Below are 15,358 nucleotides of genomic sequence, written 5' to 3' on the forward strand. Positions count from 1 at the left end.
CTTATTACGCGGACGTGGCTCAGCGGTAGAGCATCGCCTTGCCAAGGCGAGGGTCGCGGGTTCGATTCCCGTCGTCCGCTCCAATACGCGCCCTTAGCTCAGCTGGATAGAGCGTTTGACTACGAATCAAAAGGTCAGGAGTTCGAATCTCTTAGGGCGCGCCATTTTTTATTATAATGTATATCGGGATGTAGCTCAGCTTGGTAGAGCACCTGGTTTGGGACCAGGGGGTCGCATGTTCAAATCGTGTCATCCCGATTGATGCGGGTGTAGTTCAATGGTAGAACTTCAGCCTTCCAAGCTGATAGCGTGGGTTCGATTCCCATCACCCGCTCCAATATGTGAATGAAGACCGGTAACGGTCTTTTTTTGCTATATACAGATTTATAAAAAGAGGTAATAAAACAGAGGCTCTGCTTTAATAGTTACTAATCTTATTATTTTCTCTATGAAAATAATAAGGCTTTTAAAAGGATAAGAAGTAATAATACTTTGTCGAGAATGTAGAATGTAGAATGTAGAATGTAGAATGTAGAATGTAGAATGTAGAATGTAGAATGTAGAATGTAGAAGTGGAACGGAATATTTTCTGTGAGACTTCATACAATAGGTATGGAAAAAGTATAGTATAATATTTTTGCGCAATAACGCTGTGAAGCATTATGAATGAATGATAGAATGTTTGCATAATTAATCATATTACTCAAATTAATTAAAGTAATCATTCCGGCTTTGTTGTATGATGTTAAGAAGATGTGAACCTTTAAATAGAATGAACCACCGGGAACGATAGGAGGAAGAGCATGTCTGAGTTGACAGTCAATGTGAGTAAAAATCATTCTAATAATTTGCTTCGGCGTGATGTACGTTTTTTGGGCAATATCCTGGGAGAGGTACTCGTACACCAGGGGGGCCAGGAGCTGCTGGATATCGTCGAAAAAATTCGTGAGCTGAGCAAATCGTTGCGGGCAGTTTCTTTGCCTGAGGTATTTGAAGAATTCAAAACGTTAATCAAGCATCTGGATTCGGACAACAGGCATCAGGTCATACGTGCTTTTGCGGTTTATTTTCAACTTGTCAATATTGCAGAGCAAAATCATCGTATTCGTCGTAAACGTGATTATGAACGTTCTGCTGGTGAAAATGTACAATCCGGAACGATGGAGAATGCAGTTCAGGAACTAAAAAACAATAACTTTACTGCTGAAGAAGTTGAAGCGATCTTTGCAGATCTTTCACTGGAACTGGTTATGACGGCTCATCCAACTGAAGCAATGCGCCGGGCTATTTTGGATATCCATAAGCGTATTTCTGAAGATGTCAAACTGCTGGATAATCCGACCCTAACTTTCCGTGAACGGGAACAACTGCGTGAGAAGTTGCTGAACGAGGTTATTACTCTCTGGCAAACAGACGAGCTGCGTGATCGCAAACCAACGGTACTGGACGAAGTACGTAACGGGATGTATTACTTCCACGAGACGCTGTTTGATGTACTGCCTGAGTTGTATCAGGAGCTGGAGCGTTCGCTGTCCAAACATTATCCTGAGCACGACTGGCATGTACCGGGCTTCCTTCGCTTTGGTTCTTGGATTGGTGGAGACCGCGATGGTAATCCATCCGTTACAGCAGAAGTGACTTGGAAGACTCTGCAGATGCAGCGGAAGCTGGCTATTCGTGAATACCAGCGTATCCTGCGTGAAATGATGCAATCATTGAGCTTTAGCACAACGATTATTGATGTATCAGAAGAACTGTTATCTTCTATTCAAAAAGATCGTCTGCATGTCACTATCGATAAAATCTACAGTTGGAATAATGAAAACGAGCCTTATCGGATCAAGATCGCTTATATGCTGCGCAAGCTGAGCAATATTGGGGATGATTCCAAGCAGGGTACTACAGAGCGTTACAATGATGTATCTGAACTGCTGGAAGATCTGAAAGTGATTGATAAGAGCCTTCGTCATCATTATGCTGATTATGTAGCGGATACATATGTGAAAAAAATGATCCGCCAGGTCGAGCTGTTCGGGTTCCATACGGCTACACTGGATGTTCGCCAGCATAGCCAGGAACACGAGAACTCGCTCAAAGAAATTCTCGCTAACATGGAGATTGTGGAGGATTACTCCAAACTTCAGGAAGAGGAGAAGATTGAGCTGCTCGGCAAACTGCTAAGCGATCCAAGACCAATTACCTCACCTTATTTCAAATATAGCGAGAGTACCGAAGAATGTCTGGCCGTCTATCGTACGATCCATAAAGCGCAGCAGGAGTTTGGTACTAACTGTATCTCCAGCTACCTGATCAGTATGACACAGGGAGCCAGTGATATTCTGGAAGTCATGGTGTTCGCCAAAGAGATGGGATTGTTCCGTCAATTAGCTGATGGCAGTGTACAATGTACATTGCAAGCAGTTCCGTTGTTCGAGACGATTGACGATCTGCACGAAGCACCACGGATTATGCGTCAGGTACTTGATTTGCCTGCTTATCGTAAAGCGGTCGCTGCGATGAATGATCTGCATGAGATTATGCTTGGTTATTCGGACAGTAACAAAGACGGCGGCGTGGTTACGGCGAACTGGGAATTGCGTCTTGCCCTTAACAACATTACGGCGATGGGCCAGGAATACGGCATCAAGCTGAAATTTTTCCATGGTCGTGGTGGAGCACTCGGTCGCGGAGGTATGTCGCTGGATCGCAGTATTCTCGCACAACCGCCTCATACAATTGGCGGCGGGATCAAGATTACCGAGCAGGGTGAAGTATTATCTTCCCGTTATTCTCTGCAAGGAATTGCCTATCGCAGTCTGGAGCAGGCTATCTCCGCGCTGATTCGTTCGGCTACTATTGCCAAGACCGGAGCACCTGCAGGTGAAGGAAATGAAGAGTGGGAAGAAATTATCCGTGGTATTTCGGAAGTGTCGCTGGATAAATATCAGCAGTTGATTTTCCGTGATCCGGACTTTATGAGTTTCTTCAAGCAATCGACACCTTTACCGGAAGTAGGCGAGCTGAATATTGGCTCTCGTCCTTCCAAACGTAAAAACAGTGATCGATTTGAGGATTTGCGGGCGATTCCGTGGGTATTTGCATGGACACAGAGTCGTTATCTGCTGCCAGCATGGTATGCTGCCGGTACGGGACTACAACATTTTTATCAGAATCAGCCAGAAAACATGGCTGTTCTGCAAAGAATGTACAAAGAATTCCCGTTCTTTACCACACTGATTGATACGCTACAGATGGCTATTGCCAAAGCGGATCTGACTATTGCCAGGGAATATGCAGGAATGTGTCAGGACGACGACTCTCGTACACGCATCTTTGGATTAATCGAATCCGAGTTTAACCTCACTCGTGATCTGGTACTGCAAATTACCGGACAGCAGGATATTTTGGATAATGTTCCTGTTATTCAGGAGTCGGTACGTCTTCGTAACCCGTATGTAGATCCTCTGAGCTATTTGCAGGTTCAACTGCTCAGTGAACTGCGCCAGATTCGTGAAGAAGGCGCAGATGATCCTGAATTGCTGCGTGAAGTATTGTTGACGATCAACGGTATTGCAGCAGGGTTGAGAAATACGGGCTGATATCACTAGTATTTGTTTAGAAGCCGAGTAGACTATCCGGATAGCAGATAGCAGATAGCAGATAGCAGATAGCAGATAGCCAAACAGAATTGATTTGATTTGGTTTAAGTTAATGGCTATCATCATGAATCTCTCAAATTATAAAAACAGTATGATAAATATCTCCATATAGACTGTATACATCTCTGGTTGTATCAAGACCGGAGAGTGGATACAACTCAAAAGGCTGACATTATTGTTTGGAAATAATGTCAGCCTTTTATTATGGAGAAAAATTAGTACGCACAGAAGATCATTAGCATGGAGAAGATCATTATGGAAAAGACTAAACTGATTTGTAGAAGATTTGCGGATGTTTATTTTACTATTTCCCAAGAAATAAAAGAAGTTTGAAAGAAACAGACGATTAAGATTGCAATTTAAGGTATCATCCAGTACGATTTTAATTGGATTGTAAAATGGTTTTACAGAATACTATACATACCGGGAACTGAGTCTGGGGGAGTGATGGTGGATAATCTGGATACGAGATTAGTCAAATTGGCGCTAAAAGGTGATCAGCGTGCATTTGCCGAAATCGTTGATTTATACAAAGACAAGATATTTCATTTGGGTTACCGTATGCTGAGTAATCGTCATGAAGCGGAAGATGTGGTACAAGAGACATTTTTGCGAGTCTACAAGAGTCTTGATCGTTATGATCCAAAGCAAAAATTCTCGACCTGGATTTACCGGATTGCTACCAATCTGTGTATTGACCGGCTGCGTAAGCGCAAACCGAGCTTTTCACTGGATGCGGAATTGAATGACCAGGATAGTGCAGACGGCTATGCCCTGATCCCGGGCGATGAGCGTACACCTGAGAGTGAATACCTGCTTACAGAGACACAGCAGCTGATTCATCAGGCAATCGATTCTTTGCCGGATAAATATAAAACGGTCATGATTCTGCGTTATCTGCAGGAATTGTCTCTGCAGGAAATCAGTGACGTTATGGATATGCCGGTAACGACAATCAAAACGCGTGTCCATCGTGGCCGGGAATTTCTTCGCAAAAAATTGGAATCCAAGCTGTAAAATTAAAAGTGCAATAAAAATGCTAAGCTGGATTTCAAGTCGAGATGAGTATAAAAGCAGGAAAATGGGCAGTATTGCATACATCGTGTAAAACAGGATGATGGACTATTTAAATCAATAGCAGGACCTCTCCAAATGTTCTTACATTTTTTATGATGTTTGTATGCAATAAGGCGTGTATAATGATTTATCAGTGTAACTGTTGGATCATCTTCGATAGGAATATCTTGTGATTCTTTCATCAACTGCTATAGAATGGATCTGGAGTCCGGGTACCGGCAGCAGCCGGTATTTTGGACTGTTTGCATGCCTGAATAGCATAAAATGATAAGGTGAGATTGTTTATAAGGCGATTGACTGAGTTTATGATTTGCACAGATTAGCGAGGATGTTCTATTTGCCTGGTATCAAGAAGTCCCATTATTTTTAAAAATTGTTATGAAAATCAAAAAAAGCTTCAGGTTTATGAAACGGTTTGAAACCTACAGCGTATTTAACAGAGTAATCGCAGTTCCAGACATGGTCCGGCTGTGATATGATGCTGGAATAATTATATACAAGAAAGGAATGGCTCATATGGATTGCAAACTGGCCGTCTCATTTATACATGAGTACCTGGACGGCGACTTACCTGATGAACAGGCAAATGAGCTCAAGCAGCATATGGCTGAGTGCTCAGAGTGCCGTGCAGTTTTTAAAGAATTGGAGCAGACTGAATTGCTTCTGTTTGCCGTCAATCACCGCAAGCCGCCAGTATCTGATGAGCTCACCGACCGGATTATGCAGGCTCTTCCCAAAAAGAAACAGCCTCCTGCCTGGACGACCTGGTTAAAGAGACATCCGGCGCTAACGGCAGCAGCAGCATTTTTCGTGATTCTGCTCGGTACACTTCCATTCTGGAATGAAGGTCCTGAAATGATCGTCAAAGGGCAGAATCTGGATCAGGTTGTGATTGAAGGAAATACGGTGATTGTACCGGAAGGCAAGACGATTGCCGGTAATTTAACGATAGAAAAAGGACAAGCCAAGATTTATGGCGATGTGGAAGGCGATGTAACAGTTATCGACGGCAGCATATTCCAAGCAAGTACAGCCCATATCTCCGGACAGGTTCAAACGGTAGATCAAGCAGTAGGCTGGCTCTGGTACAAAATTTCAACTGCATTCTCGGAAGTCGCCTCTACTAATTAAATGACTTTTTGTAAGGCGCCTCTTATTTAGAAGGCGTCTTTTTTGCATGTTCACGGATAAAACGTGTAAAATAAGGCAGTGGACTTCGATCAACATAAATAGCAGTCTGCAGCAGTCAGATGAAAAGTTATAGGTGTTTTGTGAAAAAAGGTAGTAAATTTAAGGGCAGGTTAGGGTAATATTATATATTATACTGCTAATAAGTACGGGAATGGTGTGAGTGTTCATAGTACGCGTAGTCCTGGCCAATGATGCAATATAGCATATACAGTACACTAACAGCCTGAAGCGAGTCTGTACGCATTAAAAGATACAGGCAGCGGATATGCCAGGTTAAGGGTCCACCAGATAGAACATAACGGGGGTTGCAGTATGGAGTATTTTGCGGACTTGACTTGGAAAGATTCCATTAAAGATATAATCGACATATTGATTGTAACGTACATTATTTATCAGCTTATTCTTCTGGTACGTGGTACCCGGGCAGTACAGCTGCTAAAGGGTATTCTCGTGCTTGTCGTCATCTGGGCGCTCAGCACCTGGTTTGACTTGTATACATTAAAGTGGCTGATGAACCAGGCATTTACTTTTGGAGTACTGGCCGTGTTTATCATTTTCCAGCCGGAACTTCGCCGGGGGCTGGAGCAGCTGGGACGTGGTAAAATATTTGGACGCACGATAGCGGAAGACGAAGAAATTACCCGGATGATTAACGAGGTGATCAAGTCTGTCAATTATCTATCCAGACGAAAAATTGGCGCGTTGATCGTATTTGAACGGACTACAGGGTTGAATGAGTACACCGAGTCTGGCATCAAAATGCAATCTGTCGTCAGTTCGGAGCTTCTGATTAATATTTTCATACCGAATACGCCGCTGCATGATGGCGCAGTGATTATACAGGGACAGCAGATTTCTGCAGCAGCCTGCTATCTTCCGCTGTCCGAGAATCCTTTTATCAGCAAAGAACTTGGAACACGTCATAGAGCAGCAATCGGCATCAGTGAAGTGGGCGATGCGCTGTCGCTGATTGTATCCGAGGAGACCGGACAGGTATCCCTTGCAATGAATGGACAGGTTATTCGTGATATTAACGAAGAATCTCTAATCTCCAAACTGCATGAAGCTCTCAAACCCAATGTAACCACCAAGGAGAAAAAGGGCCTGTTCTGGAAGCGAAAGGGGGATAACAAGGATGATGGACAAATGGATTAGTAATAACACGGTAGCCAAAGTGCTAGCATTGGTTGTAAGCATACTGCTGTGGATTATGGTCCATATGGATAACAATACTCTTCCTATGCAATCCTCAGCCTCTCAGGTCGGCACCAGTGTCATTAATGATGTGCAAGTGCAGCCATATGGATTTGATGAAGACAAATATGTATTGAAATCGATTGAGCCTTCGACAGTCAGTATTGAAGTCAGAGGTACGCGCCCGGATCTTTTGCCTTCGGACAGTTATAAGGCAAAGGTCGATCTGAGCCAGATCAAAGGAGCAGGAACGGTTAGTCTTCCGCTGATCACCGATACACCGGCTAGCGTACAATATGTCTCTTCTACACCCAGTGTGGTCAAAGTAACGATTGAAGAGAAGACTTCTAATGCCTTTGTTCCTGAGATTATCACGCAAGGGGAGCCTGCTGCAGGTTATCAGAAGGGTACACCGGTTATTACGGATGGAACAGACAAGGTTAGTGTTACACTGCCGCAGAGCCGCCTTGAGGACGTGCAGAAGGTGCAGGGTGTAATCAGTGTGGCAGATGCAACCGATACCGTATCCAAAACAGTAGCGCTGGCTGTCTACGATAAGGCAGGAAATGTAATGAAGGATGCTGTTATTTCTCCTTCTTCTGTCAAGGCAGAAGTACCGATTGGAGCAGCCACCCGAACGCTGCCGCTCAATCTTAGTTATACCGGTCAGCTGCCGAATAGCCTGGTGCTGGCTGGGACAGAAGTGAGTGCAGATCAGATTACCGTATATGGCTCCGAGTCTGCACTTGCTGCACTCGGTGATTCGATTACCGCTTCTGTGGATCTAAGCTCTATCGAACAGGCAGGAACGGTAACATTGACTGCCAAGCTGGATCTTCCAGAGGGAACTGAACGTATCTCGCCTTCTTCCGTACAAGTGAAGATCACTACAGAAGAATTCTCCGAACGGGTTATCCAGAATGTACCGATTGGTCTGGTAGGAACAGGTTCAAATCTGGAAGCAGTAATTACGAAGCCGCAGAGCAAGCAGGTCAGTCTGAATATCAAGGGTTCCCCAGAAGCACTTCAGGCTGTGAAGCCCGAAGATATTAAAGCGACAGCCAATCTAAATGGCCGTGGCCCGGGTACCTACACGATTCCGGTGCAGATTGTACTGCCGGAAACGGTCAGCCTGACCGACCCGGGAATCAAGCTGAATGTAACGGTCACTATTACAGAGAGTGCCAACAGTTCAGGAGCAGGCAATGGTACTGGAGACAATGGACAAAGTAATGGGGCTGGTACTACAGAAGAGGGGGAGGCTGAGTCAGGTGCAGGAACAGGTACTGCTGTACCTGACTCCTCCAACCCGGAAGAACAGCCTGGCACAAACTCTGGTACAGGTAATGAACAGCAACCGGACACACCTCCAGCAGAAGGAGAACAGCCGGAAGCGGGGACTCCACCTGTATCCAGTAATGAACCGACAACACCGGCTACTCCATCTACAGAAGAGAATACCGAGCAAAAGCAGGGTGCTGTAAGCAAGAATGGCGAGACGACAACAAGCGCCAAAGCGGTTTTTTCCACAACTTATCATTAATTTGGTATAAATGATCCGAATAGCTATTGACAGTAAGGTAGGGAAGACGTATAAAGAAATGGTTGTCTGATGCAGTCCGGTCGGCGATAAAGATAGCAGAGTCGCCGCTGCCGGGCTGCTTTTAGACTGTCCAAACAACAATTTAATTTATTATTAATATCATAAGGGAGCACAATTATGGGTAAATATTTCGGAACAGACGGTGTACGTGGTGTAGCAAACAAGGAATTAACAGCAGAAATGGCGTATCAGATTGGCCGCTGTGGAGGTTATGTACTAACACATGGCGCAGAGAAGCCAACAGTAGTGATCGGAATGGATACCCGTATCTCCGGTCTGATGCTGGAATCGGCGTTGATCGCCGGTATGCTGTCCATTGGCGCTCATATTATTCGTCTGGGTGTAGTAAGTACACCAGCGGTAGCGTACATTACCCGTTTGCTTAAAGCAGATGCAGGTGTGATGATTTCTGCTTCACATAATCCGGTAGAAGATAACGGCATCAAATTCTTTGGTGGCGACGGATTCAAGTTGTCCGATGAAACCGAATTGCAGATCGAAGCACTTATGGATGCAGAAGTTGACCAGCTGCCACGTCCGGTAGGAGCAGATCTGGGAACGATCGTTAACGATGATACATCCAAATACAAATATCTGGAGCATCTCAAGTCTACTCTTACGCACTCTTTTGAAGGTGTAAAAATTGTAATGGATTGTGCCAACGGTGCAGCCTATGAACTGGCGCCTGCTTTCTTCAAGGAACTGGGTGCGGAAGTTATCGCTATTGGAGCAGAACCGAATGGTCTGAATATCAATGACCACTGTGGATCTACACATCCGGAAAAGTTGAAGGAAGAGGTTCTGCGTCATGGTGCACAGATCGGTCTGGCTTTTGACGGCGATGCGGATCGTCTGATTGCTATTGATGAAAAAGGTGAAGAAGTCGATGGCGATTATATCCTCTGTATCTGCGGCGATGCGATGAATCGCGCCGGCAAGCTGAAAGACAGCACTATCGTATCCACAGTTATGAGCAACATCGGCTTCTACAAAGCGACAGAAGCTCTGTCTCTGCGTACTGCACAGACAGCCGTAGGCGATCGTTATGTCATGGAAGAGATGAGACGCGGTGGTTATACCCTGGGTGGCGAACAGTCCGGTCATGTTATTTTCCTCGATTACATCACAACCGGAGATGGCATCCTGACTGCCGTTCAGCTGGTAGATACACTGGTAGGATCCGGCAAGTCGCTCAGCGAACTGAAGTCCATGATGAACAAATATCCACAGGTGCTGGTGAACGTGCGCGTCGAAAGCAAAGCTCGTTATGAAGGCAATACAGCCATCGCTGCTGCTGTCAAAGCGGTTGAAGATCAGCTGGGCAGCAATGGCCGTGTGTTAGTACGTCCATCCGGTACCGAGTCGCTGATTCGTGTAATGGCAGAAGGACCGGATAAAAATGAACTGGAGCAGTACGTTGCCCAGATCGTGGATGTCGTGAAAAAAGAACTGGTATAAATCTCATTTATCTGGTTATTCGTTTATTCAAAAGTGTGCGGAGTGTTATGAAGACGATCGATTCGGCAGCTTGGTAATAACCGAAATGCAGCTTTTCAATAATATGTTTAATGATACAAGTAAAGTAAAAGACAGTAAGCCTGTTCACGCAGACTCGCTGTCTTTTTTACTTTGGGTATGTATAGTTTATTTAAATATGGTTGGTTGAGCGTTGAATATTAAACATGAAATACAGCAGAAAGAACACGACGATAGAAAATGAAGAATTTAAATGGATATAATTGTAAAATATTTTGGGTATAACGGTTAATTCTGCAAGTTGTCGTGTAAATGTAGGATATATGCAGCCAACCAGCCTATAATTATGGCTTTAATTCCATATGAAAAGCATTTGTTCTACTCATGACAATCATGTCACATTTTTATCATTGCCTTATCCGGTAAACATGCATATAATGAAAAAGTTGCTATTTGTAATATAACTGTAACATTGCAGAGCTTACAATAGCACTACTTTGAAAAGGAAAGTGAGGACTGTGATGTTACCAGGCAAGACCAAGCGCCAGAGCTCGAAGAGACGGAGAAAGTAAATATCGAGCTGACGAGGTGAAGGTGTTCGAAACATTCGGCGGGGACCTTCCGGTGATGCATCAGGCCGTAAATTGGAATCCAAATGCAGAGAGTGATCTCTGCCACAAAGATCCATTCGATGCTAGCTTTATACTTATAAGAATGTGCATGTGACATGAATAGGAATACAGCATTATCAAGTGTGCATTCATTACGAATCTATAATTGCATAGTACTGATTTCTATTCCTCATGTACAACCAACGTCAATGGACGTACTATCGAACGGAGGAATATAAACATGTGTGGTATTGTTGGATATATTGGAGATAAAAATACGCAGGAAATTTTGGTAGACGGGCTTCGCAAACTGGAGTATCGCGGGTATGATTCCGCAGGTATCTCTGTATTTACAGACACTGGTCTGCAGGTTGTAAAAGCACAAGGTCGCATGGCTAACCTGGAATCCAAACTGGAGCAGCATCCACTGATCGGCAGAGCGGGTATCGGACACACGCGCTGGGCGACTCACGGTAAACCATCTGATGTAAACTCTCATCCACATACAGACGAGAAGCAAAAATTCTCTGTTGTACACAACGGCATTATCGAGAACTATCTGGAACTGAAAGATGAACTGATTCGTTCCGGAATCCACTTTGTATCCGAGACCGATACTGAAGTTATCGCGCATCTGGTTGCTCGTGAATACGAAGGTGATATCGTCAAAGCTGTACAAAAAGCAGTAACTTACATGCGCGGTGCATTTGCACTGGGCGTTCTGACAGAGCATGAGCCGGACAAACTGGTAGCTGTACGTCAAGCCAGCCCGCTCGTTATCGGCGTAGGAGAAGGCGAGAACTTTATCGGTTCCGATATCCCGGCTATTCTGAAATATACACGTAACGTATACATTCTGAATGATGGTGAAATGGCTGTTCTGACCAAGGATGCTGTTGAACTGATGTCGATTGAAGGTAACTTTATTTCTCGGGAAATGATCCATGTAGACTGGGATGCAGTAACCGCAGAAAAAGGCGGATTTGACCATTTCATGCTGAAAGAAATTCACGAGCAGCCAAAAGCGTATCGTGACACCATGCTGGGCCGTGTGAATGATGACGGTAAAGGCGTTCACTTCAGTGACCTGAAACTGACAGCCGAGCAGATTCGCAATATCCGTAATGTACAGATCATTGCATGTGGTACAGCGTATCATGCAGGTCTGGTAGGACGTAACATTATCGAGAAGCTGGCTCATATTCCGGTTGAAACGGATGTGGCTTCCGAGTACCGTTATCGTTCTCCGATCATTAACAAAGATACACTCGTTATTGTGGTGAGCCAATCCGGTGAGACTGCGGATACACTGGCAGCACTGCGTGAGGCACAGGCCAATGGTGCACACGTTATTGCAATCACCAACGTGGTAGGTAGCTCGATCGCCCGTGATGCAGATGATGTCATTGCTACACTGGCAGGACCGGAAATTGCTGTAGCTTCTACCAAAGCATACACTTCGCAGCTGATCGCATTCTATCTGTTCGGTCTGTATATGGCTGAGATTCGTGGCACACAGACAACTGAAGAGATTACACGTACACTCGCAGCGATGGATTCTCTGCCGGAACAGGTAGAAAAAGTGCTGGAAATGGCACCGGAAATCAAAGAGTATGCAGAGCATATCGCTCAGCACAAACACCTCTTCTTTATCGGACGCGGTGTGGATTATGCGGTTGTACAGGAAGGTTCTCTGAAACTGAAAGAGATCTCCTACATTCACTCTGAGGCTTATGCAGCAGGTGAACTGAAACACGGTACACTGGCTCTGATCGAAGACGGTATTCCTGTTATTGCCCTGGCAACACAGGAAGATGTAATCGAGAAAACAGTCAGCAACATCAAGGAAGTCAAAGCTCGTGGTGGCGAAGTAATGGTAGTCTCTTATGAAGAGAACCGTGAAGATCTGCTCAAATCGGTAGATACCGTGATGACGATTCCAAGAACTCTGCCAATCCTGAGTCCTGCACTGTCTGTTGTTGTACTGCAGCTGCTGGCTTACTACGCTTCCCTGGCGCTGGAGCATGATGTGGACAAACCACGTAACCTGGCGAAAAGCGTAACGGTTGAGTAGTAGTTTACGAGTTGAGCATATTAATAATATGTAAGGGATAATTAAGTGTAGCCCTGCATAGAATCATAAATAGAAAATGCACCCTTTCCCTCAACAGGCAGACCTTTTACAGGTAAGCAGTTGAGTCGGAATGGGTGCATTTTTATATGCATTATGGTAAAGGTAAATTCTCAAAATAAATATCTATTTGAGAGCGAAATGTATAGGGATAGTGAATGTATACTTTGAAGTGAAGAGTACATTTGAAAATGAAATTGGATAGGTAGCAGCAGAATACTTACGGTTGAAAACGATAGCCAGCTCCCCATACCGTCTGAATGTAACGGGGATTACCAGGATCGTCTTCAATCTTCTCACGCAGTCGATTAATATGAACAGCTACGGTAGCATTGTCACCTACCGAATCAAAGCCCCAGATACGTTCATACAGGGTATCTTTGCTAAATACAATATTGGAATTGAGCACCAGAAAATGCAGCAGATCGAATTCCTTTTTCTTCAGTTCCAACTCGCGACCCTGAAGATAAGCGCGATGGGCATGGGTGTTGATCACAAAACTTCCCATCTCGATGGTGCCGCTTTGCTGGGCTGCGCCCATGCCTTTTTTGAGCCGGGCGTACTGTGCCAGATTGGATTTGACCCGGGCAATCAATTCATTGGGGGAAAAGGGTTTTACAATGTAATCATCTGCCCCCAGTCCCAGTCCACGAATCTTATCGATATCTTCCTGTTTGGCAGTTACCATCAGGATTGGAATATCGAGCTTCTCCCGCAGCTGCCGACAGACGGCAAATCCGTCCTGACCCGGCAGCATCAGATCAAGTAAAATCAGCTGAAACTGGCCGGATAATGCTCTTTCTGCACCGGTAATGCCATTGTCTGCGATCTCGACAGCAAACTGGTTGATCTCCAGATAATCCCGTTCAATCGCTGCGATGGCTTCGTCATCTTCGATAATTAATATCTTGTTCATTATCATTCCTCCTGCTGAAGCACTGGCAGAATAATCTCTATACAGAGACCGCCTGCTGGTGCGAGTCTGGCTTCAATATGACCACCCATGCGTTCTACAGCTTTGGCAGTGATAGCAAGTCCCAGTCCGCTGCCCTTATGGGGAAGATTGCGTGAAGGATCACTGCGATAAAAAGCATCAAATAACTTGCCAAGCGATTCCTCTGGTACACCGGGACCATTATCGGTCAATGTAATGACCAGCTGGTCTTGATGAAGTCGGGTGCTGATCCGAATCAGGCAGCGTTCCTTGTCTTTGTAATTCAGACTGTTCTCCAGAATATTTGTAAAAATACTATCCAGCTGTACCTGATCAGCCACAATTATAGCAGAATCATTAGAGATATCCATTTCGATATCAAGACCTCTTGTCCGGTATTCCTCAGCGGTCGCCCGGATCAAGGACAGTAGCTCCTGATTGACATCCAGCCTTTCGGGATCATAGGGATAGTCACCCATATCCAATTTGGAAAAAAGGAATATTTTGGATACCATGCGATCAATATCTTCCGCTTTGGTCTTAATCATCGAAATATACTTCTCACGGGATTCCGGTGTGCTGGCTACACCGTCCAGCAGTCCTTCAGAATAGGCACGGATCGAGGTCAGTGGAGAACGCAGGTCATGAGATATGCTGGCGAGCAGCTCTTTGCGATTCTCTTCCTGCCTCTGGATTAGCTGCAGTGATTGCTTGAGCTGAACAGCCATATCGTTAAAATCTTTGCAGACCGCAGCAAATTCGTCATTATTCGGATAATGGATATGTGCGTCGAGATTCCCATCACGAATCTCGTGAACCGCATGAACCAGATTGTCCAGCGGCTGCCGAATATGCCTGAACACAAAATGAGTCAGAAAACGGTTGGTGAAAATCACAGTAATGATCGTTCCCAGCCCCAGCATTATGAGGAAAATATTACTCAAAAAACTGTATAGTTCGTAATTGTTGTCTATCGAATTGTAGTGATCGAATTTGCTGAAAATGGAGACGGTATAATCATCTCCATCCACCTTAACAGACTGGGTATAAATACTTTCTTTTTCCAGGGAAAGACTGGATTCTCCATCCAGCGTCCAGATCATTTTCATTATTTTGTTATCGCGATCAATATCCAGCATACCAAAGTTATAGATCAGCTTCCGGGAAGAAGTAGAATAGATACTTAGTTTCATGGAGTTTTTGTTCAGATATTCGTTTAGTTTTTGGACTTTCCGGGAATCGGGATGGGGCTGTTCATGAATAAGTTCCTTGGTAACGTTCAGCAGTCTACTAGGATCCGCATACGTACTGTTTTCGCTCTCATCAATACTTTTCCAGTATTGATCGGAGAGTAACTTGCCGGACAGAATAATAATGACAGAAATAAATACAGGTATTACAACCATAAGAATGTTAGAGATCACCAAGCGCTGTTTAATTGTCATACCTTTATCCTTTCTGTGATCATTATGGTAATGCTAT

At 44.6% G+C, this 15,358-nt stretch carries 9 protein-coding genes and 4 tRNA genes; 11 read left to right on the forward strand and 2 right to left on the reverse strand.

The window, feature by feature from the left end; translation table 11 throughout:
• Positions 1-8 precede the first annotated feature (8 nt).
• The 11 genes from H065_RS0116590 (at position 9) to glmS (ending at position 12,885) form a co-directional block, all read left to right on the forward strand.
• A tRNA-Gly gene (locus tag H065_RS0116590) sits at positions 9-83 on the forward strand.
• A gap of 4 nt (positions 84-87) precedes the next feature.
• Positions 88-164: transfer RNA gene (locus H065_RS0116595), tRNA-Arg, on the forward strand.
• Positions 165-184: 20 nt separating this feature from the next.
• Positions 185-258, forward strand: a tRNA-Pro gene (locus H065_RS0116600).
• A gap of 5 nt (positions 259-263) precedes the next feature.
• Positions 264-337, forward strand: a tRNA-Gly gene (locus tag H065_RS0116605).
• A gap of 466 nt (positions 338-803) precedes the next feature.
• The gene (gene ppc / locus H065_RS0116610; RefSeq protein ID WP_017814205.1) at positions 804-3,599 is read left to right on the forward strand and encodes a phosphoenolpyruvate carboxylase; all 2,796 of its coding nucleotides are present in this window, start codon (positions 804-806) and stop codon (positions 3,597-3,599) included.
• A 507-nt stretch (positions 3,600-4,106) separates the two neighbouring features.
• Positions 4,107-4,676: an RNA polymerase sigma factor SigW gene (gene sigW / locus H065_RS0116620; RefSeq protein WP_017814206.1), complete on the forward strand. Its 570-nt coding sequence runs from the start codon at positions 4,107-4,109 to the stop codon at positions 4,674-4,676.
• A 576-nt stretch (positions 4,677-5,252) separates the two neighbouring features.
• Positions 5,253-5,867: a zf-HC2 domain-containing protein gene (locus H065_RS0116625; RefSeq protein ID WP_017814207.1), complete on the forward strand. Its 615-nt coding sequence runs from the start codon at positions 5,253-5,255 to the stop codon at positions 5,865-5,867.
• Between the two features lie 372 nt (positions 5,868-6,239).
• The gene (gene cdaA, locus H065_RS0116630; protein ID WP_017814208.1) at positions 6,240-7,082 is read left to right on the forward strand and encodes a diadenylate cyclase CdaA; all 843 of its coding nucleotides are present in this window, start codon (positions 6,240-6,242) and stop codon (positions 7,080-7,082) included.
• Positions 7,063-8,664 carry a CdaR family protein gene (locus H065_RS26145; RefSeq protein ID WP_017814209.1) on the forward strand — a complete coding sequence of 534 codons (1,602 nt, stop codon included), beginning with the start codon at positions 7,063-7,065 and terminating at the stop codon, positions 8,662-8,664. The genes cdaA and H065_RS26145 overlap by 20 nt, the downstream gene beginning before the upstream one ends.
• A gap of 177 nt (positions 8,665-8,841) precedes the next feature.
• On the forward strand, positions 8,842-10,182 hold the full coding sequence (glmM, locus tag H065_RS0116640) for a phosphoglucosamine mutase (protein WP_017814210.1): 1,341 nt from the start codon (positions 8,842-8,844) through the stop codon (positions 10,180-10,182).
• 870 nt (positions 10,183-11,052) lie between these two features.
• Positions 11,053-12,885, forward strand: a complete 1,833-nt coding sequence (gene glmS, locus H065_RS0116645) for a glutamine--fructose-6-phosphate transaminase (isomerizing) (protein WP_017814211.1) — start codon at positions 11,053-11,055, stop codon at positions 12,883-12,885.
• Positions 12,886-13,162: 277 nt separating this feature from the next.
• Here the strand turns inward: glmS and H065_RS0116650 are convergent, their stop codons facing one another.
• Entirely contained in the window at positions 13,163-13,858 is a 696-nt protein-coding gene (locus tag H065_RS0116650; RefSeq protein WP_017814212.1) for a response regulator transcription factor, read from the reverse strand.
• Between the two features lie 2 nt (positions 13,859-13,860).
• Complete coding sequence (locus H065_RS0116655; protein ID WP_017814213.1) at positions 13,861-15,321, reverse strand: sensor histidine kinase; 1,461 nt, start codon at positions 15,319-15,321, stop codon at positions 13,861-13,863.
• Between the last annotated feature and the right edge of the window lie 37 nt (positions 15,322-15,358).

Origin of the sequence: Paenibacillus shenyangensis, from assembly GCF_000346635.1 — a bacterium.
Classification (GTDB): Bacteria; Bacillota; Bacilli; order Paenibacillales; family Paenibacillaceae; genus Saccharibacillus; species Saccharibacillus dauci.